25 protein-coding genes, 1 pseudogene and 1 riboswitch are annotated in these 24,237 nt (G+C 72.8%); of the genes and pseudogenes, 23 read left to right on the top strand and 3 right to left on the bottom strand.

Going from position 1 to position 24,237, the window contains the following annotated elements:
- The 19 genes from E1292_RS38230 to E1292_RS38140 form a co-directional block, all read left to right on the top strand.
- The coding region (locus tag E1292_RS38230; RefSeq protein ID WP_439331939.1) for a primosomal protein N' at positions 1-2,077 on the top strand (2,077 nt) is incomplete at its 5' end.
- 49 nt (positions 2,078-2,126) lie between these two features.
- Positions 2,127-3,599 carry a hypothetical protein gene (locus E1292_RS38225; protein WP_132602959.1) on the top strand — a complete coding sequence of 491 codons (1,473 nt, stop codon included), beginning with the start codon at positions 2,127-2,129 and terminating at the stop codon, positions 3,597-3,599.
- Positions 3,600-3,636: 37 nt separating this feature from the next.
- Complete coding sequence (locus tag E1292_RS38220) at positions 3,637-4,989, top strand: hypothetical protein (protein ID WP_132602956.1); 1,353 nt, start codon at positions 3,637-3,639, stop codon at positions 4,987-4,989.
- A gap of 99 nt (positions 4,990-5,088) precedes the next feature.
- Entirely contained in the window at positions 5,089-5,637 is a 549-nt protein-coding gene (gene def / locus E1292_RS38215) for a peptide deformylase (protein WP_132602953.1), read from the top strand.
- Positions 5,638-5,641: 4 nt separating this feature from the next.
- A complete protein-coding gene (gene fmt / locus E1292_RS38210) occupies positions 5,642-6,568 on the top strand; it encodes a methionyl-tRNA formyltransferase (RefSeq protein ID WP_132602950.1) in 927 nt (308 codons plus the stop codon).
- Between the two features lie 57 nt (positions 6,569-6,625).
- Positions 6,626-8,056, top strand: coding sequence for an RsmB/NOP family class I SAM-dependent RNA methyltransferase (locus E1292_RS38205; protein ID WP_132602947.1), 1,431 nt, complete (start codon positions 6,626-6,628; stop codon positions 8,054-8,056).
- 109 nt (positions 8,057-8,165) lie between these two features.
- Entirely contained in the window at positions 8,166-9,143 is a 978-nt protein-coding gene (locus tag E1292_RS38200; RefSeq protein ID WP_165974963.1) for a phosphatase PAP2 family protein, read from the top strand.
- Between the two features lie 11 nt (positions 9,144-9,154).
- Positions 9,155-9,817, top strand: a complete 663-nt coding sequence (gene rpe, locus E1292_RS38195; protein ID WP_132602941.1) for a ribulose-phosphate 3-epimerase — start codon at positions 9,155-9,157, stop codon at positions 9,815-9,817.
- Positions 9,818-9,852: 35 nt separating this feature from the next.
- Positions 9,853-10,662 carry an oxygenase MpaB family protein gene (locus E1292_RS38190; RefSeq protein WP_132602938.1) on the top strand — a complete coding sequence of 270 codons (810 nt, stop codon included), beginning with the start codon at positions 9,853-9,855 and terminating at the stop codon, positions 10,660-10,662.
- A gap of 88 nt (positions 10,663-10,750) precedes the next feature.
- Positions 10,751-10,881, top strand: a riboswitch (FMN riboswitch).
- A gap of 106 nt (positions 10,882-10,987) precedes the next feature.
- Positions 10,988-12,112, top strand: a complete 1,125-nt coding sequence (gene ribD, locus E1292_RS38185) for a bifunctional diaminohydroxyphosphoribosylaminopyrimidine deaminase/5-amino-6-(5-phosphoribosylamino)uracil reductase RibD (protein ID WP_132602935.1) — start codon at positions 10,988-10,990, stop codon at positions 12,110-12,112.
- Complete coding sequence (locus tag E1292_RS38180; protein ID WP_132602932.1) at positions 12,112-12,702, top strand: riboflavin synthase; 591 nt, start codon at positions 12,112-12,114, stop codon at positions 12,700-12,702. The genes ribD and E1292_RS38180 overlap by 1 nt, the downstream gene beginning before the upstream one ends.
- Positions 12,699-13,373: a nicotinamide mononucleotide transporter family protein gene (locus E1292_RS38175; protein ID WP_132602929.1), complete on the top strand. Its 675-nt coding sequence runs from the start codon at positions 12,699-12,701 to the stop codon at positions 13,371-13,373. Before E1292_RS38180 ends, E1292_RS38175 begins: the two co-directional genes overlap by 4 nt.
- On the top strand, positions 13,370-14,587 hold the full coding sequence (locus E1292_RS38170; RefSeq protein ID WP_132602926.1) for a bifunctional 3,4-dihydroxy-2-butanone-4-phosphate synthase/GTP cyclohydrolase II: 1,218 nt from the start codon (positions 13,370-13,372) through the stop codon (positions 14,585-14,587). Before E1292_RS38175 ends, E1292_RS38170 begins: the two co-directional genes overlap by 4 nt.
- Positions 14,584-15,051: a 6,7-dimethyl-8-ribityllumazine synthase gene (gene ribH / locus E1292_RS38165; protein WP_132602923.1), complete on the top strand. Its 468-nt coding sequence runs from the start codon at positions 14,584-14,586 to the stop codon at positions 15,049-15,051. Before E1292_RS38170 ends, ribH begins: the two co-directional genes overlap by 4 nt.
- 19 nt (positions 15,052-15,070) lie before the next feature.
- Positions 15,071-15,517 carry a PH domain-containing protein gene (locus E1292_RS38160; RefSeq protein ID WP_181958357.1) on the top strand — a complete coding sequence of 149 codons (447 nt, stop codon included), beginning with the start codon at positions 15,071-15,073 and terminating at the stop codon, positions 15,515-15,517.
- An 83-nt stretch (positions 15,518-15,600) separates the two neighbouring features.
- Positions 15,601-16,467 (top strand): AAA family ATPase, encoded by an 867-nt coding sequence (locus tag E1292_RS38155; RefSeq protein WP_132602920.1) that lies wholly within the window; start codon positions 15,601-15,603, stop codon positions 16,465-16,467.
- Positions 16,460-17,536 carry a vWA domain-containing protein gene (locus E1292_RS38150; protein WP_132602917.1) on the top strand — a complete coding sequence of 359 codons (1,077 nt, stop codon included), beginning with the start codon at positions 16,460-16,462 and terminating at the stop codon, positions 17,534-17,536. The genes E1292_RS38155 and E1292_RS38150 overlap by 8 nt, the downstream gene beginning before the upstream one ends.
- Complete coding sequence (locus E1292_RS38145; protein ID WP_132602914.1) at positions 17,529-18,632, top strand: XdhC family protein; 1,104 nt, start codon at positions 17,529-17,531, stop codon at positions 18,630-18,632. The genes E1292_RS38150 and E1292_RS38145 overlap by 8 nt, the downstream gene beginning before the upstream one ends.
- Positions 18,629-19,195, top strand: coding sequence for a nucleotidyltransferase family protein (locus E1292_RS38140; protein WP_132602911.1), 567 nt, complete (start codon positions 18,629-18,631; stop codon positions 19,193-19,195). The genes E1292_RS38145 and E1292_RS38140 overlap by 4 nt, the downstream gene beginning before the upstream one ends.
- On the opposite strand, the gene E1292_RS38135 is transcribed toward E1292_RS38140, so the two are convergent.
- Positions 19,181-20,068, bottom strand: coding sequence for an endonuclease/exonuclease/phosphatase family protein (locus tag E1292_RS38135; RefSeq protein WP_132602908.1), 888 nt, complete (start codon positions 20,066-20,068; stop codon positions 19,181-19,183). The genes E1292_RS38140 and E1292_RS38135 overlap by 15 nt on opposite strands.
- Positions 20,069-20,160: 92 nt before the next feature.
- Here E1292_RS38135 and E1292_RS38130 point away from each other — a divergent pair, with 92 nt between their 5' ends.
- From E1292_RS38130 to E1292_RS38125, 3 genes are all read left to right on the top strand, one after another.
- Entirely contained in the window at positions 20,161-21,201 is a 1,041-nt protein-coding gene (locus E1292_RS38130) for an LLM class F420-dependent oxidoreductase (protein WP_132602905.1), read from the top strand.
- 58 nt (positions 21,202-21,259) lie between these two features.
- Entirely contained in the window at positions 21,260-21,343 is an 84-nt protein-coding gene (locus E1292_RS55975) for a putative leader peptide (protein ID WP_354534088.1), read from the top strand.
- A gap of 69 nt (positions 21,344-21,412) precedes the next feature.
- The gene (locus E1292_RS38125; protein ID WP_132602902.1) at positions 21,413-22,702 is read left to right on the top strand and encodes a dicarboxylate/amino acid:cation symporter; all 1,290 of its coding nucleotides are present in this window, start codon (positions 21,413-21,415) and stop codon (positions 22,700-22,702) included.
- 122 nt (positions 22,703-22,824) lie between these two features.
- Here E1292_RS38125 and E1292_RS38120 read toward each other — a convergent pair whose 3' ends face one another.
- Positions 22,825-23,034, bottom strand: coding sequence for a helix-turn-helix domain-containing protein (locus E1292_RS38120; RefSeq protein WP_132602899.1), 210 nt, complete (start codon positions 23,032-23,034; stop codon positions 22,825-22,827).
- Positions 23,034-23,486: pseudogene (locus E1292_RS38115) on the bottom strand (DUF2975 domain-containing protein); the annotation flags it as partial. The pseudogene E1292_RS38115 and the gene E1292_RS38120, both read right to left, overlap by 1 nt.
- A gap of 119 nt (positions 23,487-23,605) precedes the next feature.
- Between E1292_RS38115 and E1292_RS38110 the strand changes: the two are divergent.
- A partial coding sequence (locus E1292_RS38110) for a serine/threonine-protein kinase (RefSeq protein WP_165974962.1) occupies positions 23,606-24,237 on the top strand: 632 nt, incomplete at its 3' end.

Genomic DNA, 24,237 nt, shown 5'->3' with positions numbered 1-24,237 from the left:
GTGGCTGAAGGTGTTGAGAGGCCAGGTGCGGGCCGTTGTCGGCACCAGGGCCGCCATGTTCGCCCCCGTGGCCGATCTCGGTCTGGGTGGACGTGCTGAGCAGGTGGTGCGGGCCGGCGGGGAGGCGGCGCTGGGGGAGAGCGCCTGGGACGCCTATCCCACCGGGCCGTCCTTCCTGGACGCGTTGCGCGGTGGGCGGGCGCCCAGGGCCGTGTGGTCGGCCCTGCCCGGCGCCCGCGGGTGGGCCAGGGCGATGGCCGAGGCCGTACGGGCGACGCTGGACGGCGGCAAGGGAGCGGTCCTGGTGGTCCCCGACGGCAAGGACGTGGCGCTGGCGGACGCCGAATTCGAGCGGGTGCTCGGTGCTGGGAGGCACGTGGCGCTCACGGCAGATCTGGGTCCCGCGGAGCGGTACAGGCGGTGGCTGAAGGTGTTGAGAGGCCAGGTGCGGGCCGTTGTCGGCACCAGGGCCGCCATGTTCGCCCCCGTGGCCGATCTCGGTCTGGTGGCCATCTGGGACGACGGTGACGATCTGCACGCCGAGCGCCTGGCCCCGTACCCGCATGCCCGGGAGGTGCTCGGGCTCAGGGCGCACAGGACCGGCGCGGCGATGCTGATCGGCGGGTACGCGCGCACCGCGGAGGCCACGCAGCTCATCGCCTCCCGCTGGGCCAGGCCGATCGTGGCCGCCCGCACGACGATCAGGAGCCTGGCCCCCCGCGTGCGCCCAGCGGGTGAGGACGCGGAACTGGCCAAGGACCAGGCGGCGCGGCAGGCCAGGCTGCCGAGCATCGCCTGGCGGGCCCTGCGGGAGGGGTTGGAGAGGGGGCCGGTGCTGGTGCAGGTGCCGCGACGCGGCTACCTGCCCGCCCTGGCCTGCCGGCACTGCCGTGCGCCTGCCCGGTGTGTCCTGCCTCCCACCAGGACGGCCGCCTCTGTCCACCCGTCGTCGAGTGAGAGGTCCCCCGGTTCGGCCATGGTGGGGGCGCTCCGGCTCGGCGGCCCGGACCCGCTCGCCGAGCCGTCCCCGGAGGGACCGCCTGCTGGTGCGGCCCCGGTCGGCGTTCGGTCTCAGGCCGGGCGGTCCGGTGGCGCCGGTCCGGTCGGCGGGCGGTCTCAGGCCGGGCAATCTGGTGGCGCGGGTTCGGTCGGCGGGCGGTCTCAGGCCGGGCGGTCCGGGGGTGCGGGCCGGGCCGGCGGCCCGCCCCAGGCCGCGCAGCCGGGTGCGGGCGCCCGGCGTGAGCACCCCGCCCGCCAGGAGAGCGAGCCCGGCCGGAGCGGAGCCGGCGGGGCGGGCGAGGGTGGGCCGCTGTGTCACGGTCCGCTGGCGCTCAGGGGCGGCCACGCCGCCCCCTACTGCCGCTGGTGCGGCCGGGTGGACGCGCGCTGGCGGTGCCCGTCCTGCGGAAGTCCCCGGCTGCGCGCCGTCGTCACGGGGGCCAGGCGTACGGCGGAGGAGCTCGGCAGGGCCTTCCCGTCCGTGCCGGTGCGCACGTCGGGCCGCGACGGCGTGCTGGCCACCGTGCCGTCCACCCGCGCGCTGGTCGTCGCCACCCCCGGCGCCGAGCCCGTGGCGGAAGGGGGGTACGCGGCGGCCGTGCTGCTCGACGGGTGGGCGCTGCTCGGCCGGGCCGACCTGAGGGCGGCCGAGGAGGCGGTGCGCCGCTGGATGAACGCCGCCGCCCTGCTCCGCCCCGCGGCCGAGCTCGTCGTGCTCGGGGACGCCGGGCTGCCCGCCGTGCAGGCGCTGGTCAGGTGGGATCCCATCACGCACGCCGAGCGTGAGCTCGGTGAGCGGGCCGAGCTCGGCTTCCCGCCCGCGGTGCGGATGGCGACGCTCACGGGCGCGGCGAGCGCGGTCAGACAGATGCTCGACGAGGTACGCCTGCCGCCCGACGCCCAGGTGCTCGGCCCCGTGCCGGTGGACGAGCCGGGACAGGAACGCGCCATGATCCGGGTGCGCAGGGCCGGCGGCGCCGCGCTGGCGGCCGCCCTCAAGGGCGCCAGCGGAGTGCGCGCGGCGCGCAAGACACCGGAGGTGGTGAGGGTGAGTGTCGACCCGCTCGACCTGATTTAGACCGTTTCCCCGATTCGCTCAACTCATGGCCAGCCGTTAGCGTGCCCCTGTGTCGATCGAATGGGTGAACCAGGCCATCGACGACCTGCGTGCCTGGGGGCGCTCGCGGGACGTCGAAGTGGACGCGGACGAGGTCCGCCTGCTCTGCGACTACGCCAGCGACTACCTCAACGTCAACGAGCTGGGTGACTTCACCCCCGAGACGTTCGACGAGCTGTTGCTGTCCATCTATCCGCGCAAGGTCATCGCGCCGCCGGAGAGTGCGCGGGAGACCGTGTCCGCGGCCCGCACTCTGGTGGCCTACCTCAGCGAGCGCGGCGCGGTCGGCGAGGAGACGGCGGCGCTCATGCGCGGCAGGCTCGACGACATCGAGCCGCGCATGCCGGGGGCGCTCGCCGACCCGGCCAACTTCGGCATGGCCAAGAGCCTGTTCAGCTCCATCGGGCCGGAGTCGCTCGAGCAGTCGATCGCCATCCCGTCCGGAGAGGTGCCCGATCTGGGCGAGGCGCCCTGCGACTGTCCGGGCTGCACGCCGCTGCCGGCCGCCCGGCTGGCCTCCGCCGACGACCTGCGCGCCGGGCTCGCCTCGGTGCCGATGCTGGCCGAGCAGCCGCCGCCGGAGAGCGGCGGCGACCCGATGGAGGCGTGGGCGCAGGCGGTGGCCCGCATGCTGGAGCCGGGCACGCGGGGCTCCGTCACCGGCTCGGCCGAGCTCGACGAGGGCCTCTACGACCTGTTCGACATGCTCTACCGGCTCCAGGTGCGGGTCCCCGTCACCGTGATCGGCGACTATCTCGACGAGATCGCCGGCGACGGCGGGGCCGACCTCGACGCCGTGCTCGACCGGCTGGCCTGGCACGGCATGATCGAGGTGACCGGCGACACCGCGGAGCTGACGCCGCTGGCGGTGTGGGGGCTGCGCGAGCACTACCTGTCGCTGGGGCTCGACGCCCCGCAGGCGTCCGACCTGGCCGAGGCCGACGCCCGCGGCCTCATCGAAGGGCTGCTCGAAGGCGTGCCCGCCGAGCTGGCCGAGGACGACATCAGCCGCTGGCTGACCGGCAGGGATGCCGGCGAGGCCGCGGCCGAGCTGCTGGGCGCCGCCTCCGGCGCGCCCGCCGTGGCCCGCGGCATCGCGATCACCATCGTCGACCGGCTGGGGCCCGAGGCGGAGCCGCAGGTGCGCGACTATCTCGACGACCAGGAGCTGCGTCCGCACGCCATCCACTGGCTGGCCGCCAGGGGGTTGCCCGCGCCGCAGCTCACTCAGGACGAACTGCTCTGGGTCAGCGTCGACATGCTCGCGCTCGCGATGCCGGCGGCAGAGGAGGATCTCGAGGTGTTCGCCGAGAACATGGCGGCCTCCGGCCCGCCCGCCCACATGATCGAGGAGATGTGGCGGGTCGACCACCCCGACGTCGTCGACGTTCTCGAGCTGCTCGGACGCTCCATACCCGACGGCACGGTCGCCAAGGCGGCCCGCAAGGCCGCGTTCAAAGCCCGGTCCCGGGCCATCCGTTGAGTACGCTCATGTGACTCCTGTGCAGTAAGTTTCGTGGGTGGCCAACAATGTCTTCGACCTCGCCGAGCTGCGCAAGCTGATCGATGAGCAGGCAGCCGTGCCGTCACGGCCTCCTGTGGAGACTCCCGTGGAGCATGAGGCGCTGACGTTCCCGCCGGTCCTGCTGGCGCCCGACGCCGAGCTGGCCAGGGCGGTGCCCGCGGTCCCGCTGGTCGCCGACGCCATCAGGATCACGAGCTGGACGGGCACCCGGCAGGTGACCGCCGAGGGGCACCTCGACGAGGCCGCCGCGCGGGCCGCGGCGGAGGAGCTCGGGGTGCCGGCCTCCCGGCTGCGCCTGATCTGGATCGTCGCCGTCAACACCGGGCTGCTGCAGATCCTCGGCGGGCGGGCCTCGCGAGGGCCGCTGTCGATGCAGCTCACCGTAGAGGCCACGCTGGAGTTCTGGGACGGCGTGGTCATGGATGTGCTCGACCGCGCCGACGAGGGCCTGACGGGCTCGGCCGTGGTCGACGGCCACCTGGCCGAGATGCTCGCCACGATCTACTCCGTGCGCTCGGGCGTCGCCACCGCCAACCTCGCCCGCGGCATCCTCCAGTCCCACGAGGTCGCCTGCGCGCCGGGCCCCGTCGAGATGCGCAGGCTCGCCGCGGCGCTGCCCGCCGAGCTGCTGGAGGCGCTGTCGCTGCTGACCTACTGCGGGCTCGTGGAGCAGACCGCCGCGGGCCGCACCGCGCTCACCCCGATCGGTGTCTGGGCCATCCGCCGCGACCTGCTGCGCGAGGGCCACGACGCGCCGACCGCGGCCGAGGTCGAGGTGTACGCCGACCTGTCCGCGGCCGAGCTGGTCGACGAGCTGGTCAAGGGAGCGGCCACGCAGAGCGCCGTCGCGGGGTGGCTGGAGCGCCGCTCGCCCGAGTCGGCCGCCCGCGCCCTGATCGAGATCGCCGCCTCCGGCACGGCGGGGCAGCGCGGCGCGGTGGGCGCGATCCTGGAGGAGCTCGGCCCGGAGGCGGAGCAGCCCGTCAGGGAGGCGCTCGGCGATCCGCTGATGCGCCGCTACGCCGCCTCGTGGCTGCACATCCGCGACCTCGAGGCGCCGGCGCTCAGCCCGGAGGACCACACCTGGATCGCGGTCGACTCCCTGGCCGCGCTCATGCACCTGTCGGGTCACGCGGCCGGCCGGCTCGACACTCCCGAGCCCGGCGAAGACCTGATCAAGCTGGTCGGCGAGATACCCGCGGTCGGTCACCCCGACACGATCGCGGTGCTCGACATGCTCGCCACCGCCCACGACGACCAGGCCGTGGTCAAGGCGGCGCGCAAGGCCGCGATGAAGGCCCGCTCGCTGGCGCACGACGGTCCGCGCGCGACGGCCCCTCGCGGGTGAGCGGCCCGCCGCCGGCCGCGGGCGGCGCGGGAGGCCTCTGGCAGGTGACATGCTCTACTAAACTGGGCTGATCCACGTTCGAGAAACGGAGTGACCCCCTTGGCGATCCAGTCGATCCGGCTGTTCGGAGATCCGGTGCTGCGCACCCCGGCGGCCCCGGTCGTCGACTTCGACAAGGAGCTCCGCAAGCTGGTCAAAGACCTCACCGACACGATGATGGAAGCCCCGGGCGCGGGCCTGGCGGCGCCGCAGATCGGCGTCGGGCTGCGGGTGTTCACCTACTACGTCGACGATCAGCTCGGCCACCTGATCAACCCCGACCTCGACCTGTCCCCGGAGATCGACGAGGAGGGCGAGGAGGGCTGCCTGTCCTTCCCCGGCCTGTCGTTCCCGACGCCGCGCGCCGTCCGCGCCGTCGCCAAGGGCTTCAACATGCACGGCGAGCCCATCGTGCTCGAGGGCACCGACCTGATGGCCCGGTGCTTCCAGCACGAGACCGACCACCTCGACGGCATCCTGTTCATCGACCGCATGGACCCCAAGCAGCGCAAGCTCGCCATGAAGGCCGTGCGCGAGGCCGAGTGGAGCGGGCTGTCCGCTCCGGTGATCAAGGCCTCGCCGCACCCCACCGGCGGAAAGGCGCTCTGAAAGCATGCGTCTGGTCTTCGCGGGCACACCTGCGACGGCGCTGCCGTCGCTGCGCACCCTCATCGACTCGCCCCGGCACGAGGTGGTGGCGGTCGTCACCCGTCCCGACGCCCAGTCCGGCCGGGGCCGCAAGGTCCACCCCTCCCCGGTGGCCGAGCTCGCCGAGGAGGCGGGCATCGAGGTGCTGCGCCCGCAGAAGGCCGGCGATCCCGCCTTCCTCGACCGGCTGCGTGCTCTCGAGCCCGACTGCTGCCCGGTGGTCGCCTACGGCGCGCTGCTTCCGCAGTCCGCCCTCGACGTGCCCCGGCACGGCTGGATCAACCTGCACTTCTCGATCCTGCCCGCCTGGCGCGGGGCGGCCCCCGTCCAGCACGCCATCCTGCACGGCGACGAGATCACCGGCGCGAGCACGTTCCAGATCGTCAAGGAGCTCGACGCCGGGCCTGTCTACGGCGTGGTCACCGAGGAGATCCGGGCGTCCGACACGAGCGGCGCCCTGCTGGAACGCCTGGCGGTCTCGGGGGCGGGCCTGCTCGCCGCCACCCTCGACGGCGTCGAGGACGGCGCTCTGGAGGCACGGCCCCAACCGGCCGACGGCGTGAGCGTCGCGCCCAAGATCTCCGTCGCCGACGCCCGGGTCGCCTGGGACAGACCAGCCCTGCACGTCGACCGGCTGATCCGGGCCTGCACCCCGGGCCCCGGCGCGTGGACCGAGTTCAGGGGGCAGCGAGTGAAGCTCGGCCCGGTGCGGGTGCTCGCCGGCGAGCGGCTCGCGCCGGGCGGGATCGCCGCGTCGAAGACGTCGGTGCGGGTGGGCACCGCGACCGACGCGGTGGAGCTCGGCGACGTGCAGCCGCAGGGCAAGCGGCTGATGGGGGCCGTCGAGTGGGTCCGAGGGGTCCGCCCGGAAGGCGAAGAGAGCTTCAAGTGACCCGGCACGACCGGCCCCGGTGGGGCGCCGGCCAGGCCGCGTGGAAAGTCTGAGGGCATGACGACCAGGGGGCATCAGGGGGCCGGCGGCAACCGTACGCGCAGGCCCCGGAAACCGGCGCGCGACCAGGCCCGCAACGCGGCCTTCGACGTCGTGCGCGCCGTCGACGAGCGCGACGCGTACGCCAACCTGCTGCTGCCGCGCCTGCTGCGCGAGCGCGGGATCAGGGGGCGTGACGCGGCGCTGGCCACCGAGCTCGCCTACGGCACGCTGCGCGGCCTCGGCACCTACGACGCGATCATCGAGACGTGCAGTGACCGCGCGCCCGACCCCGAGGTGCTCGATGCCCTCAGGCTCGGCGCGCACCAGCTGCTGCGCATGCGCGTGCCGCCGCACGCGGCCGTCGGCACCACCGTCGACCTCGTACGCCTGCGCATCGGCGCGGGCGCGGCTAAGTTCGTCAACGCGGTGCTCCGCAAGATCGGCTCCAGGACGATCGAGGAGTGGCTGCCCATCGTCGCGCCCGATCCGGCCGACGACCCGGTCGGCCACCTCGCCGTCGCCTACGGACATCCCCGGTGGATCGTCTCCGCGTTCCGCGACGCGCTGGACGGCCCCGACGAGCTGACCGCGCTGCTCGAAGCCGACAACGCCCGCCCGCTGGTGACGCTGGTCGCCCGGCCGGGGCGCAGCTCGGTGAGCGAGCTGGAGAAGGCGGGCGCCGCGCCGGCCCGCCACTCCCCGTACGCGGCCTACCTGCGTGAGGGCGATCCCGGCCAGATCGCGGCGGTCGGCGAGACACGCGCCGCCGTGCAGGACGAAGCGAGCCAGCTGGTGGCGCTGGCCCTGACCCGGGTGCCGGTCGAGGGCGACGGCGAGGAGCGCTGGCTCGACCTGTGCGCGGGTCCGGGCGGCAAGGCCGGGCTGCTCGACGCCATCGCCGTCCACGGGGACCTGGCAGGGCTCGACGCCGGAGCCCCCGGCGCCTTTCCTGGAGGGGCCCGGCTGCTGGCCGCCGACCTGCAGCACCACCGGGCGCGGCTGGTCTGGCAGACCACCAGGGACGCCTGCGTGGTCACCGCCGACGGCACCGAGCCGGCCTGGCGGCAGGGTGCGTTCGACCGGGTCATGCTCGACGCGCCCTGCACCGGGCTCGGCGCGTTGCGGCGGCGTCCCGAGGCGCGCTGGCGGCGCGATCCGGCCGGCATCGGCGACCTGGGCAAGCTGCAGCGGCGGCTGCTCGGCACGGCGCTCGACGCCGTGCGTCCCGGGGGCGTCGTGGCGTACGTGACCTGCTCCCCCCACCTGGCCGAGACCCGGGTCGTGGTCGGCGACGTCACGGCCCGCAGGAAGGACGCCGAGCAGCTCGACGCGCGAGCCTACCTGCCGGGCGTCGAAGGCCTGGGGGAGGGGCCGTACGCCCAGTTCTGGCCGCACCGGCACGGCACCGACGCCATGTTCCTGGCCTTGCTGCGCAAGCGCCACTGATCGTTACGCGCGCCGTCCGTCCTGCTCGCCGGGCCGGCGCGGCGCGAATCCCGCCGCCGGGAGCGGCGCACCGGGCATGACGGCGCGCGGATGGGACACGATGGGCAGGGTGGATCTCCTGGACGAGTTGCACCTGGCGGAGCTCGGGCCGATCATCTGGCTCCAGCAGTGGCCCGACTGGGTCCTGCCGGTGATGGAGCTGGTGTCGGCGCTCGGCACCGACGCCTTCTACCTGCTGTGCCTGCCCGTGCTCTACTGGTGCGTCAACCCCGCACTCGCCCTGCGCCTCGGGCTCACGGTGATGGTGGCGGGCGCCATGAACGCGCTTGCCAAGCTTGCCTGGCACCAGCCGCGACCGTACTGGATCGACGCCCGCGTCCGCCCGCTGTCGCAGGAGGGCGCGTTCGGCCTGCCGTCGGGGCATGCCCAGAGCGGCACGGCGGGCCTGGGCCGGCTCGCCGCGCTGTCGGGCAGGCCGTGGGCGTGGTGGGCGGCGGGCGGGCTCGTCGGGCTGGTGTGCCTGAGCCGGGTCTACCTCGGCGTGCACTTCCTCTCCGACGTCGTGGCCGGGGTGGTGCTCGGGCTGGTCGTGCTGGTGCTCGTCATGAGGCTGGAACGCCCCGTGACGGCGTGGTGGCGGCGGCAGGCGCTGTGGGCGCAGCTGGCCGCCTCCGCGGCGCTGTCGTTGGCGCTGATCGGCGCGGCGGCGCTCATCAACGCCCCCTACGCCGGCTGGTCGCCGCCCGCGGCGTGGAGCCCGGCAGGCGCCATCGACCCCGAGAACCTCGACCGGGTCGTCATCCTCGCCGGGCTGCTTGCCGGCACGCTGGCGGGGGCCTCGATCATGCACCGGATCGGCTGGTTCGAGGCGGGCGGGCCGCCCGGCATGCGCGTCGCCCGCTGGCTGCTCGGCACGCTCGTCGCCGCGGCCGTCTTCTACGTGACGCGCGAGCAGCTGCCGCGGACCGGCGCCGTCCTGTACGCCGGATACGCGCTGCTGGCGCTCTGGGTGCAGCTGGGTGCGCCGGTGCTGTTCATCAGGCTCGGGCTGATGTCCCCGGCGAGACGGGTGCGGGCCGTTCAATAGACTGGCGCATCATGGCCGTACAGATCTCGCCCAGCATCCTCGCCGCCGACTTCGCCAGGCTCGCCGACGAGGCCGCCGCCGTGCCCAACGCCGACTGGCTGCACGTCGACGTGATGGACTACCACTTCGTGCCCAACCTCACCCTGGGCCTGCCGGTGGTCGAGTCGCTGCGCAAGGCGACCGACAAGCCGCTCGACTGCCACCTCATGATCGCCGAGCCCGACCGCTGGGCCCCGGCGTACGCGGAGGCGGGCGCCGGCAGCGTCACCATCCACGCGGAGGCGGCGCGCGCTCCCGTCCGCACGCTGCGCGAGATCCGCGCGCTCGGGGCCAGGGCGGGCCTCGCGCTCAGCCCGGCCACGGCGGTCGAGCCGTTCGAAGACCTGCTGGGCGAGGTCGACATGCTGCTGCTGATGACCGTCGAGCCGGGGTTCGGCGGGCAGAAGTTCCTCGACGTGGTGCTGCCGAAGCTGCGGCGGGCGCGCGAGCTCGTCGACAAGCACGGCGGGCGGGTGTGGCTGCAGGTCGACGGCGGGGTGACCGGCGAGACCATCGAGCGCTGCGCCGAGGCGGGCGCCGACGTGTTCGTGGCGGGCAGCGCCGTCTTCGGCGCGTCCGACCCCATGGCCGCCGTCGACGAGCTCAGGGCCGCGGCCGAGCGCGCCGGTTCGTGACATGAAGTGTCCGTTGTCTGGGTAACCATTCACTTATGGGCGACCATGGCATCTTCGGGCCCCGCTCGGTGACGTGGCGGGTGATGGGCGAGCCGATTCTGCTGGTGGGCGGCATTCGCGCCCTGCTGATGCAGGGGCTGCATCCGCGGGCGATGCGCGGGGTGCTGCAGAACTCCGCGCTCATGGATCCGAACGAAGCCTGGTCGCGGTTCGTCCGCACGACGGAGTTCGTACGCGTGCGCACGTACGGCACCCGCGCGGAGGTCGAGCGGGCCGGCCGCCGCGTACGCAAGATCCACGCCAAGCTGACCGCCCACGACCCCGACACCGGCACCACGTTCCGCCTCGATGAGCCCGACGCGCTGCGCTGGGTGCACGTCGGCGAGGTCGACTCCTACCTGTCGGTCGCCCGCAGGGCGGGGGTGCGGCTGACGGACGACGAGGCCGACACGTTCGTCGCGGAGTGGCGGCGGGCCGCCGAGGTCGTGGGGTTGCGGGCGGAGGAGGTGCCAGGCTCGGTGGCGGAGCTGCGCGCCTACATCGACGCCGAGCGGCCGGGGCTGCGCTTCGTCCCCGAGGCGGCCCACCCGCTGCGCCTGTCGCTCAACGCTCCGCTCCCGGTCCTGCTCACGCCGCTCAAGCCGGCGATGCCGGCGCTGACGTTGCTCGCGTTCGCCACGCTGCCGCGCTGGGCGAGACGCCTGTACGGGCTGCCCGCCACGCCGGTCGGCGACCTGTGGGCGACCGCCACGCTGCGGACGCTGCACACCGGGATCGGGCTGGTCCCCGGGCACGTGCTCCACAGCCCGGCGGCCCGCCGCGCGCAGCGCATCATGGCCGCATAGAGCGTTGACCAAGCAGTCGGTTGGTCGTTGTGCCCGGGGTGGTCGCGCGCCCGGATCGGGGCATGGCAAACTGGTAGGCGAGAAGAGCTAGCGTGCTCCGGGGTCGGTGAAATTCCGAACCGGCGGTGACAGTCCGCGACCCGGCCGATGCCATCGGCCGGTTGACCCGGTGAAATTCCGGGACCGACGGTTAAAGTCCGGATGGGAGGAAGCGCGCGAGGTGTCCGGTGTCCCAGCCGGGCGCCTGCTGTGGTGCACGGGTGCACCATCGCACGTCCCCCGGGGCCCGCCGTGGCGAAGAGCTACTGGCGAGTAGGAGACCCGGGTGGAGACTCCCGAGCAGGACGCCGCGCACATGGCGCGCGCCATCGAGCTGGCCGGGCGCGGGCACGGCACCACCAGCCCCAATCCCGTCGTGGGCTGCGTCGTGCTCGACGCGGCCGGCCAGGTGGCGGGCGAGGGGTTCCACGCGTACGCCGGCGGGCCGCACGCCGAGATCGTCGCGCTGGCGCAGGCCGGAGAGCGCGCCCGTGGCGGCACCGCCTACGTGACCCTCGAGCCCTGCGACCACACCGGCAGGACGGGCCCGTGCAGCCGGGCGCTGCTCGACGCGGGGATCGCGCGGGTGGTGATCGCGGTGGCCGATCCCAACCCGGAGGCCGCGGGCGGGGCCGCGCGGCTGCGGGCGCACGGGGTGCCCGTGACGAACGGGGTGCTCGCCGGCGCGGCCGAGCGGGGCAACGAGGAGTGGCTCACGTACGCGCGGCTCGGGCGTTCCCACGTGACCTGGAAGTTCGCCGCGACGCTCGACGGCAGGTCGGCCGCCGAAGACGGCACCAGCCAGTGGATCACCTCGCCCGAGGCGCGGGCCGACGTGCACCGGATGCGCGCCGCAGCCGACGCGATCGTGGCCGGCATCGGCACCGTCCTGGCCGACGACCCCAGCCTCACCGCCCGGGCACCCGGCGCCGGTCGCGATGAGGGCGACGGTCCGGCCCGGGACGGCCGTACGCCGTTGCGGGTCGTGATCGACACCGAGGGCCGCACCCCTCAGCACGCCAGGGTGCTCGACGACCGGGCGCCCACGCTCGTCGCGGTGGCCGACGACGCCCGCACCGGCCTCAAAGCCGACCTGCTGCGCCTGCCCCGCCACGAGGACGGCCTCGACCTGCGCGCCCTCCTGCGGGAGCTGGCCGCGCGCGAGGTGGTCGGCGCGTTCCTGGAAGGCGGCCCCACGCTGGCCGGCTCGTTCGTCGGGCAGGGCCTGGCCGACCGGGTGCTGGCCTACGTGGCGCCCGCGCTGCTCGGCTCGGGAAGCGCCGCGCTCGGCGCGGCAGGGGTGGGCACGATCGGCGAGATCCACCGCCTGACCTTTGATGACTTTTCGCTCATTGGGCCGGATCTTAGGTTGATCGCCCGGCCCGTCCACCCACTAGGCAGGGAGCAGTGATGTTCACCGGAATCATTGAGGAAAAGGGCGAGGTCGTGGCCATCGAGCGGTCAGGAGGCGGAGCCCTGCTGTCGGTACGCGGGCCGCTCGTCACCTCCGACGCCCGGCATGGCGACTCCATCGCGGTCAACGGCGTGTGCCTCACGGTCGTGACGGTCGAGGACGACGTGTTCACCGTCGACGTGATCAGGGAGTCGCTCGACCGCAGCTCCCTGGGCGCGCTGATCGAGGGCTCCGCCGTCAACCTGGAGCGCTCCGTACGCGCCGACCAGCGCCTGGGCGGCCACATCGTGCAGGGCCACGTGGACGGCACCGCCACGCTGCTGTCCAGGGAGCCCGGTGAGAGCTGGGACGACGTGCGTTTCTCGCTGCCGGAGCCGCTCGCCCGGTACGTCGCGGAGAAGGGCTCGATCGCGATCGACGGAATCAGCCTGACGGTCACGACGGTTGACGACGAAAGCTTCGGCGTGAGCCTCATCCCGACCACGCTGAAACTCACCACTCTGGGCGACCGCCAGGTGGGCGACATGGTGAACATCGAGGTCGACGTGATCGCTAAGTACGTGGAGAGGCTGGTGGTCAGGCAGTGAACTGGGCCAACGCCGGATTCGAGATATTCGGCACGCATGTGTTGTGGACCGACCTGGTGGGCAACATCGCCGCCCTGTCGACGGTCCTGCTCGCCATCCGCAAGTCGATGTGGACATGGCCGGTCCAGTTCACCGGCTCGGTGTTGCTGTTCATCGCCTCCATCAACGCGCACATCACCGGCAACGCGCTCAAGCAGGCGATGTTCGCCGGCCTGGCGATCTACGGGTGGTGGGCCTGGCGGCGCGGCACCGAGAACGGCAGGCGGCTGACCATCCGCCCGGCGGTGTGGTGGGAACGGCTCGTCCTGATCGGCTTCATGGTGCTGGGCACCGCCGCGGTCGGCCTGCTCTTCTATGTCACGGGCCTGTCGTGGGGCGCCACGGTGCCGCTGCCCGAGGGCGCGTTCCTGGTGGCGGCCGACGCCTACATCTTCGTCGGCAGCGCGATGGCCACCTGGGCCCAGGGCAGGGCGCTGGTGGACTTCTGGATCGTGTGGGTGGCCGTCGACCTGGTGGGCGTGCCGGTGGCGTTCTACTCGGGGCTGGTGGTCTCCGGATACGTGTACGGCGTGTTCTTCGTGCTGGTCCTCGTCGGGTTCGTGAAGTGGCTGCGCGAATCCCGTACGACCCGGCTGGACGCCGACCGCGGGACTGTGGCGGTGGCGCCGTGAACGACATCAGGCTCGACCCCATCGAACGCGCCATCGAGGACATCCGCGCCGGCAAACCCGTCGTGGTCGTCGACGACGAAAGCAGGGAGAACGAAGGCGACCTCATCTTCGCCGCCGCCAAGGCCACTCCCGACCTGTGCACGTTCACGATCCGGCACACCAGCGGCATGATCTGCGTGGCCATGGAGGGCAAGGAGCTCGACCGGCTCGGCCTGCCCCTCATGGTGTTCCACAACAAGGAGCGCATGCGCACGGCGTACACGATCACCGTGGACGCGCGCGACGGCGTCACCACGGGCATCTCCGCCGCCGACCGGGCCCGGACCATCCGCACGCTCGCCGACTCCGCCACCGAGCCCGACGAGCTCGTACGGCCCGGCCACATCTTCCCGCTGCGCTACCACGAGGGCGGCGTGCTGGCCAGGCGCGGCCACACCGAGGCGGCCGTCGACCTGGCCAGGGCGGCCGGTTTGTCGGCGGCGGGCGCGCTGGCGGAGGTCGTCAACGACGACGGCACCATGGCCAGGCTGCCCGAGCTGCGCCGCTTCGCCGACGAGCACGATCTGGCCCTGGTCTCGATCGAGCAGCTCGCCGACCACCGCCGCCGCGCCGAGAGCATGGTCACCAGGGTCGCCGAGACGCGGCTGCCCAACGCGCACGGCATGTGGCGGGCGTACGGCTACGCCAGCGCGCTCGACGGCGGCGAGCACGTGGCCCTCGTCTACGGCGACCTGACCGGCGGCGAGAACGTCCTGGTCAGGGCCCACTCCGAATGCCTGACCGGTGACGTGTTCGGCTCGCTGCGCTGCGACTGCGGGGTCCAGCTCGACCATGCCATGGCGGCCATCGCGGAGGAGGGCCGCGGCGTGGTCGTCTACCTGCGCGGCCACGAGGGCAGGGGCATCGGCCTGCTGGCCAAGCTCAGGGCGTACAGCCTGCAGGACAACGGCAGCGACACCGTCGACGCCAACGTGGAGCTGGGGTTGCCGGTGGACGCACGCGAGTTCTCCAACGCGGCGCAGATCCTCGCCGACCTCGGGGTGAAGTCGGTACGGCTGCTCACCAACAACCCGGCCAAGCTCAAGGGCATGGACGGCTACGGCATCAAGGTGCTCGGCCGCGAACCCATGCCGGTGGCCATGAACCCCCACAACGAGCGTTATCTCCTGGCCAAGCGCGACCGGCTCGGCCACGACATCTCGGAGGCGTCATGAGCGGTGAAGGACGGCCCGGGGCCGTGGCGCCGGACGCGTCCGGGCTGACCGTGGGGGTGGTGGCGGCGAGCTGGCACGCCACGATCACCGACCAGCTGGTGGCCCGGGCCGTGCAGGCGTGCGACGACAGCGGCGCCGTGACGACGGTGGTGCGGGTGCCGGGCTCGCTGGAGATCCCGGTGGTGGCCCAGGCGCTGGCCCGCCGCTGCGACGCCGTCGTGGCGCTGGGCGCGGTCATCAAGGGCGAGACCGCCCATTTCGACTACGTCTGCGACTCGGTGACCTCGGGGCTGACCCGGATCTCGCTGGACGAGCGGACCCCGGTCGGCAACGGCGTGCTCACCTGCGAGACGCTCGACCAGGCACTTGACCGTTCCGGCCTGCCGGGCAGCAAGGAGGACAAGGGATACGAGTCGGCCGTCGCCGCGCTCGAGACCGCCCTCCTGCTCCGGGACCTCCGCTAGCGTGCGGTAGGTTTCCTTCGTGTCGCAGCCCGCACCGCCCCTGCCCATCACCTGGCGTCCGCGCCGGGCGAGGATCGTCGCCTACGGCTTCGCCGTGCTGATCGTGCTGGGGGCGGTGGTCATGGCGGTCCTCATCGCCGCGCCGTTCAAGCTGCCCGACCGGGTGGCGATCGTGGCGTTCGGATGCGCGGTGGCGTACGTGCTGCACCTGCTGGGGCGGGTGCGGGTGGAGGCCGACGAGGAGGGCATCACGATCGTCAATGCCGTCCGCACCCACCGCTACAGCTGGCCGGAGATCCTCGACGTCACGCTCCTCGTGGGCGACCCGTGGCCGCGGATCGACTTCTCCGACGGGCGCACGATCGGCGCCATGGGCATCCAGGGCTCGGAGAAGGCCCGCGCCCGCCGGGCGACGGCCGAGCTCGAGGCCCTGATCCGCGAGCGCGGCGAGGCACGCGAGGAATGACCGGTCCGCCGTCCCCGCCGGAGATGGGGCCGGCGGCGGGGGCGGCGTAGCCTGAAAGCGTGCTACGGCGGACAATCAAGGCAATGGACATCGAGTCGCCGGACAAGTTGATCGAGCTCCTCGACCGGCAGGCCTACCTGGCCGACGAGGGGCTGGCCACGGCGGCCTTCCTCGCGCTGCGGATGGGACGGCCGCTGTTCCTCGAAGGAGAGGCCGGTGTCGGGAAGACCGAGCTGGCCAAGACCCTCGCGACGCTGCTGGAAGCGCCGCTCATCAGGCTCCAGTGCTATGAGGGGCTCGACGCGGCGCAGGCCCTGTACGACTGGGACTTCGCCCGCCAGCTCCTCCACCTCAAGGCCGCGGAGGCCGCCGGGATCACCGACGTGAGCCGGCTCGAAGGGGAGATCTACGACCGGCGGTTCCTGATCGCCAGGCCGCTGCTGAAGGCCGTGGAGACGCAGCCGAGCGTGCTGCTCGTGGACGAGATCGACCGGGCCGACGACGAGTTCGAGGCGTTCCTGCTCGAAGTGCTCTCCGACTTCACCATCTCCATCCCCGAACTGGGCACCGTCAGGGCCGCGACGCCGCCGGTGGTCGTGGTGACCTCCAACAGGACGCGCGAGGTGCACGACGCGCTCAAGCGGCGCTGCCTCTACCACTGGCTGGAGCATCCGAGCTTCGACCGGGAGGTCGCGATCCTGCTGCGCCGCCTGCCCGGCTGCACCGAGACGCTGGCCGTGCAGGTGGCGCGGGCGGCCGAGCGGCTGCGCCAAGCCGACCTGGTCAAACCGCCGGGCGTGGCCGAGACGCTCGACTGGACCGAGGCGCTGCTGACGCTCGGTGCCAAGGAGCTCGACCCGGGCAAGGCCGCGGCCACGCTGGGCGCGGCGCTGAAATACCGCGAGGACGTCGCCGCCGTGCTCGGGAACGGGCTGCTCGCCCATGGATGAGCTGGCCGCCACCCTGACGGGGTTCGCCAGGACGCTGCGCGCGGCCGGCGTCGCGGCCGACCACGAGCGCACCCAGAACCTGCTCAGGGCGCTCGGCCACCTCGACGTGACCGACCCGGGCGAGGTCTACTGGGCCGGACGGCTCACCCTGTGCGCCACCCCCGACGACCTGCCGCGCTACGACCGGTGCTTCGCCGCCTACTTCGGGGGGCTGCGGGCGGGCGTCGCGCGTACGAGCACGGCCGGCGTCACCCGGCACCTCGCCGCGCAGGCCGAGACCGGCGATGGCGGCGACGACGACGGGACGGCGGCGCCGGCCACCGCGAGCCGCGCGGAGGTGCTGCGGCACCGCGACGTGGCCCGGCTGACGGAGGCAGAACGGGCCGAGGTGCACCGGATGCTCTCCCTGCTGCGCGGCGGGCGGGCGCGGCGGCGTTCCCGCCGGTTCGAGAGCGCCCACCGGGGCGCGCTCGACCAGCGGCGCACCATCCGCGACGCGCTCAGGAAGGGCGACGTGGCGCGGCTCAGGCACCGCAGGCACACCACCAGGCCGCGTACGGTGGTGCTCTTCGTCGACGTCAGCGGCTCCATGGCCCCGTACGCCGAGACCCTGCTCCGCTTCGCCCACGCGCTGGTCAGGAGCGAGCCCAGGGCCACCAGGGTCTATTCCGTCGGCACCCGGCTGACCCCGATCACCGCCGAGTTGCGTCACCGCGACCCGGGCACGGCGCTGAACGAGGTCTCCAAGACCATTCCCGACTGGAGCGGGGGGACCCGCCTGGGGGAGGAACTCCGCGAATACCTGGCCCGTTACAGCGCGAGAGGGACGATCGCGGTGATGGCCTCCGACGGGTGGGAGCGCGGTGACCCCCAGCTGCTCGGCACCCAGATGGCCAGGCTGGCCAGGCAGGCGCACCGCGTGATCTGGGTCAACCCGCACAAGGGGTATGCGGACTACCAGCCGCTCACCGGCGGCATGCGGGCCGCTCTGCCGCATCTCGACGACCTGGTGGCCGGGCACAGCCTGGCCGCCTACGAGCAACTCAGCGAAAGGCTCGCCCATGCGTGACGTGCTGCCGGAGATCATGGAGTGGTGGAGGTCCGGGCACCGGTTCGGGCTGGCGACCGTGGTCAGCACGTTCAGCAGCGCGCCGCGGCCGCCCGGCGCGGCCATGGCGGTGCGCGGCGAGGAGGTGGCCGGCAGCGTGTCCGGCGGCTGTGTCGAGGGCGCGGTGTTCGAGCTGGCCACCGAGTTGCTCACGGAGACCGACGGGCCGGTCCTGCAGCGGTACGGCGTCAGCGACGACGACGCGTTCGCCGTCGGGCTCACGTGCGGCGGCATCATCGACGTCTTCGTCGAGCCCGTCTCGCGGGAGACGTTCCCCGAGCTCGAGGAGATCGCCGCGGCCGTGAAGGAGCGCCGGCCGGTCGCCGTGGCCACCGTCGTCTCCGGCCCCGGCCAGGTCGGCGCCCGCCGGATCGTCTGGCCCGACCGCTCGTCGGGCGGCCTCGGCCTGGAGCGTCTCGACGAGGCCGTGGACGACGACGCCCGCGGCATGCTCGCCCAGGGCCTGACCGGCATCAGGCACTACGGCGGCCAGGGGGAGCGCCGGCTGGACGACCTGGCGGTGTTCGTCCAGTCGTTCGCGCCGCCGCCGCGGATGCTGGTGTTCGGGGCCATCGACTTCGCCGCGGCCGTGGCCAGGGTGGGCAAGTTCCTCGGCTACCACGTCACGGTCTGCGACGCCCGGCCGATCTTCGCCACCGCCAAGCGCTTCCCCGACGCCGACGAGGTGGTGGTCAAGTGGCCGCACGACTACCTGGCCTCCGTGGAGGTGGACGAGCGCACGGTGATCTGCGTGCTCACCCACGACCCCAAGTTCGACGTGCCGCTGTTGGAGGTGGCGTTGCGCACCCGCGCCGGCTACGTGGGCGCCATGGGCTCGCGCCGCACCCACGACGACCGGCTGGTGCGCCTGCGCGAGTCCGGTCTCACCGAGGACGAGCTGGCCCGGCTGCGCTCGCCCATCGGTCTCGACCTCGGCGCGCGCACGCCCGAGGAGACGGCCGTGTCCATCGCCGCCGAGCTGATCCAGCTGCGGTGGGGCGGCTCGGGCGCCCCGCTGTCGGCCACGCGGGGCCGCATCCATCACGAGGGTTCATGAGGACCGGCGGGGTGGCGGGGCTGCTGCTGGCCGCCGGGCGGGGCTCCCGGCTGGGCACGCCGAAGGCGCTGGTGGAATATGCCGGCGAGCGGCTGGTCGACCGGGGTGTGCGGCTGCTGGATGAGGGCGGCTGCCATCCCGTCGTGGTGGTGCTCGGCGCGGCCACCGTGCAGGTGCGGGGCGCGGTGACCGTGCGCAACCCCGGCTGGGCGGCCGGCATGGGCTCGTCCCTGCGGGTGGGGCTGGCCGCGCTGCCCGAGGAGGCGGAGTCCGTGGTGGTCGCGCTGGTCGACCAGCCGCTGATCCGCCCGGGCGCGGTGCGCGCGCTGATCGCGTCGGGCGCGGGGCTGGCGGTGGCCACCTATGGTGGCCGGCGCAGAAATCCGGTGCTGATCGGCCGGGAGCACTTCGCGGGGGTGGCGGAGCTGGCCGAGGGCGACGTCGGCGCGCGGGCGTACATCAAGGCCCACCCCGAGCTGGTCACCGAGGTGCCGTGCGACGGCCACGGCGACCCCGCCGACATCGACACGCCGGAGGACCTGCACCTGCTAGAGGCGGAGTGACGCCACGGCCGCGCGGTGGTCGCTGCCGGTCGCGGGGGCCACGCCCGCCTTGGTGGCAGTCATGCCTTTGTACAGGATGTGGTCGGGCCTGGTGATGGGGAACTCCGACGGCCAGGTGAAGCCGAAGCCGTCGCCGGCCTCGGTCTGGGCGTCGGTCAGCGGCGGCGTGAGCCCGCGCATGCCCCGGTCGGTGGTGGCGGTGTTGAGGTCGCCGAGCAGCAGGATGCGCTCGCTGGAGTCGGCGTCGATGAGCCTGCGCGCCTGCGCGAGCGAGGCGTCGCGCGAGGTGGTGTGCCCGGGCCGGGCGGAGGCCAGGTGCATGACGTAGACGGTCACCTTGCCCTTGGGCGTGGAGATCACGGCGCGCAGCGCCCGCGGCCAGCCCATGCCGACGTCGAGAGGCCTGCTCTTGCTGATCGGGTAGCGGCTCCACAGGCCGACCGTGCTGACCGGGTAGCGGTAGCGGAACATCTTGTTGAGCTGCTTGGCCGCGGGCCCGCCGCGGGTCAGCTCCTGGGCGGCGAGCAGGTCGAGGTCTTTGGCGACCTGCCGCACGGCCTCGCCGGAGGCGTTGTTGCGCACGCCCACGTTGATCGTGCCGACGGTCAGGTCGCTGGGGCCGCCGGGCGGCGTGCGCAGCAGCGTGGACCCGAACATCGCCGCCCACACCATCCCGGGCACCAGCGCCGCGGCGGCGGCCGCCCTGGAACGTGCCAGCGTGGCGGCCGCGAGCAGCACAGGAACGGACCAGCCCATCCAGGGCAGCAGGCTCTCCAGAACGGGCGTGAACCCGCCCAGCGCCGGGATCAGCCCATGCCCCGCCAGGGTCATGGCCACCGCGGCCGAGACGATGACGACGATCCGGCTCAGCATCTGATCCAGGTTAGCGGCTCCCGCTCCGATCGGCGGACACGATAGCCTGTTCCCACTCGAACGGAACAACATTCGGTCAGCGGGAGTCCGGCATGCGCATCGGTATGGCACTCAACTACTCAGGCGGCTTCAAGGAGTCGGTTGAGGAGTTGTCCGACTACGAGAAGGCGGGCCTGGACATCGTGTTCGTGGCCGAGGCCTACTCGTTCGACGCGGTCAGCCAGATGGGTTACATCGCGGCCAGGACCGAGCGGCTGGAGATCGCCTCCGGCATCCTGCCGATCTACTCCCGCACGCCGGCGCTGCTGGCCATGACGGCCGCGGGCCTCGACTACGTCTCCGACGGGCGCTTCACGCTCGGCCTGGGCGCCTCGGGGCCGCAGGTGATCGAGGGCTTCCACGGGGTTCCGTACACCGCGCCGCTGGGGCGTACGCGGGAGGTCATCGAGATCTGCCGCAAGGTGTGGCGGCGCGAGCGCCTGGAGCACGACGGCAGGCACTACACGCTGCCCCTGCCGCCCGGCCAGGGAACGGGCCTGGGCAAGCCGCTCAAGCTGATCAACCATCCGGTACGCTCCCGCATCCCGATCGTGGTCGCCGCCATCGGTCCCAAGAACGTCGAGCTGGCCGCCGAGCTGGCCGAGGGCTGGGAGCCGATCTTCTACTACCCCGAGAAGGCCGCGGACGTGTGGGGTCCTTCGCTGGCCGCGGGCAAGGCCGGGCGCGATCCGGAGCTGGGCGAGCTGGACGTGATCGCGCAGGCGTCGCTGGCGATCGGCGACGACGTGGCGGGGCTGCTGGAGTTCGGCCGGCCGATGGCGGCGCTCTACATCGGCGGCATGGGCGCCAAGGGGAAGAACTTCTACAACGACCTGGCCAGGCGCTACGGCTACGAGAAGGAGGCCGAGCAGATCCAGGACCTCTACCTGGAGGGCAAGAAGGACGCCGCCGCCGCGCTGGTGCCCGCCGAGCTGCTGGAGAAGATGTCGCTGATCGGCAGCGAGGGGTTCGTGCGCGACCGCGTGCGGGCGCTGAAGGACTCGGGCGTGACCACGCTCAACGTGACGCCGCTCGGCAGGACGCACGAGGAGCGCGTACGCCTCATCGAGACGATCAAGGAGATCGCCGAATAATGAGCTGAATCACACTCACTGGGGAATATCCGTAAATACAGGGTAGTTAACGGGCTTTGTGAGGTTTTCTGTCGTGCTCGTGCGCCTGGTCGGCCGGCTGCACATCGACCTGTGCCGGACGCGCGGCTCTCTCTGTCTCTGATCGCTCCGTCTACGACCCCTCCACCCCTGGGCGTGCCTTCGGCATGCCGCGAAACCTCGGAGCTCCCCCGTGAAGAGATTCTCCTTCTCCCTGCAGTTGCTGCTCGGCCTCGTGGCCGGCGTCGCGCTCGGGTTCGTCGCCAGGATCTGGGACGTGGCCTGGCTCGCCGAGACGCTGACCCAGGTCGGCGCGATCTTCGTCCAGCTGCTCAAGCTCGCCGTCCCGCCCCTGGTCTTCACCGCCGTGCTGGTCAGCGTGGCCAACCTGCGCAACGTCAGCGGCGCGGCCAGGCTCGCGTCCAAGACGCTGCTCTGGTTCCTCCTCACCGCGCTCGTGTCAGTGGCGTTCGCGATCGGGCTCGGCCTGGTCATCAACCCCGGCCAGGGCGTCACCCTCGACACCGGAGCGGCCAAGGCGCCGGAGAGCTCCGGCAGCTGGCTCGACTTCGTCACCGGCGTCGTGCCGACGAACGTCGTCACCGCCTTCACCGAGGTGAACGTCCTCCAGATCGTCTTCCTGGGGGTCGTGCTCGGCGCGGCGGCCCTGGCCGTCGGAGAGAAGGCCGAGCCGTTCCTCAACCTCAACCGATCCGTGCTGGAGCTGGTGCAGAAGGCGCTGTGGTGGGTCATCCGCCTGGCTCCTCTCGGCACGGCGGGCCTGATCGGCAAGGCCGTCTCCACGTACGGCTGGGACCTGCTCGCGCCGCTCGCCACGTTCAGTGTCGGCGTCTACGCGGGCTGCTTCATCGTGCTGCTGGCCGTCTACCCGACGCTGCTGGCGGTGTGGGGCAAGGTCAACCCGATCCAGTTCTTCCGCAACGCCTGGCCCGCGATCGAGCTGGCCTTCGTCTCGCGTTCGTCCGTCGGCACGCTGCCCCTGACCCAGCGGGTCACCGTCGAGCGCAACGGCGTGGACGCGGGCTACGCCTCCTTCGCCGTGCCGTTCGGCGCCACCACCAAGATGGACGGCTGCGCCTCGGTCTATCCTGCCCTGGCGGCGATCTTCGTGGCCCAGGTGTTCGGCGTGCCGCTCGGTGTGGGCGACTACCTGCTGATCGCGTTCGTCTCGGTGGTCGGATCCGCCGCGACGGCCGGACTGACCGGCGCGATCGTCATGCTGACGCTCACGCTCAGCACGCTGGGGCTGCCCCTCGAGGGCGTCGGCCTGCTGCTGGCGATCGACCCGATCCTCGACATGATCCGTACCGCGACCAACGTCACCGGCCAGATGGTGGTGCCGGTCCTGGTGGCGCGCTCGGAGGGTCGCCTCGACGAGGCCGTCTTCAACGCGTCGCCGCAGCCGCTCGACAGCGCCGCCGCGGGCCGCGCGCCGCGCGCACCTGAGCCGGCCACGGCCTGACACACCTGGCGGGAAGCCACCGGCTTCCCGCCAGGCCCGTTGAGGACGGCCACAGAGACGTCGGGCGCCGATCTCCGCCACTTCTTCCGCCCGCCGAGTCCGTGGGGCCCGCCGGCCTGCATTCACTCGTACGTCAGCAGGTCGCCCGGCTGGCACCCGAGCGCCTGGCACAGCCGCGCCAGCGTGGAGAAACGGATCGCCTTCGCGTGGCCGTTCTTCAGGATGGACAGGTTGACCACGGTGATCTCCACGCGGTGCGACAGCTCGGTGAGCGTCATGCCGCGCTCCTTCAGCAGCTCGTCGAGCCGCACCCTGACGATCGGTTCGCCCATCAGATCGTGGCCTCGACCTCTTGGAGCAGGGCCAGGCCCCGCCGTACGATCTCCGACACGCCGAGCGCGGCGAAGCCGGCGACGACGGCCCAGAGCAGCGCGCTCGACGGCGGGTAGAACGGATAGCTCTCGGTGAGCAGCATGGCGGCGAGCGCGGCCTCCGCCACCATCCCGAGCGCCGCCGACGCGAGCGAACCCGCGATCAGGATCCAGCCGATCCTGCGCAGGTGATCGGCGGTCGTGGCGGAGAACAGCGCCCTGTCGCCCGCCCTCGCCCTGCGCAGTGCCCGGACGAGCGTGGACAGCGCGAGCAGGCCCGTGGCCACTCCCGGCGCCCACATCAGCAGATAGAGCAGGCCCGCGGCCAGCGCGGTCAGGCAGCCGAGGACGAGGGCGTAGGTCAGCAAGGTCTCGAGCCGGGTGATCCATCGGGTTGGCATAACACGCAAATAACGAAAGTCGTTATGTCAAGGAGGTGAGAAGCCTGCCGTCCGGGGCGATGGTGGGGCGGCGGAGGCTGTGTGGCCCTATGGTTGGTCGAAATACTGATGTTCGAGTTATTGGCGGGGATATGTCCGACGCGACGGAGCGCGCGCCGTCCTTGGTCGCTGACCGGTACCGGCTCGACGAGCGCATCGGCAGCGGGCCGATGGGTGAGGTGTGGCGGGGGTACGACACGCGGGCCGACTGGGTCGTGGCCGTCAAGGTCCTCGGCGCCAAGGCGGCGGGGCCCGCCACGAGAGAGGTGCTCAAGCAGCACGCGCAGGCCGTGGCGAGGGTCATCCATCCGAACGTGGCCATGGTGCTCGACGTCGGTGACCATGACGGCGCGCCGTTCCTGGTGATGGAGTTCCTCACCGGGCTCAGCCTGGGCGAGGAACTGGCCGCGCGGGGCCCGCTGCCGATCGTGGAGGTCTGCGACCTGATCGGGCAGGCCGCGGCCGGGCTCGACGCCGCGCACCGGGCCGGCGTCGTGCACGGCCAGGTGGACCCGGACAGCTTCCGCCGGGCCGGGAGCGGGGTGCTCAAGGCCGTCGGGTTCGGGATGGACGGCAAGGAGCCGCCTGTCCGCGACGAGCGGTACGTGGCGCCCGAGCGGGTCGCCGGTCAGGCGGCGCAGGCTCCCGGTGATCTGTACGCGCTCGGTTCGGTCTGTTACGAGCTGCTCTGCGGCCACCCGCCCGCCGCCCCCGCGAGCTCCGC

This window comes from Nonomuraea deserti (assembly GCF_004348685.1).
Taxonomy (GTDB): domain Bacteria; phylum Actinomycetota; class Actinomycetes; order Streptosporangiales; family Streptosporangiaceae; genus Nonomuraea; species Nonomuraea deserti.
The sequence above is the reverse complement of the archived record's forward strand: the minus strand, read 5'-3'. Positions and strand labels throughout refer to the sequence as shown.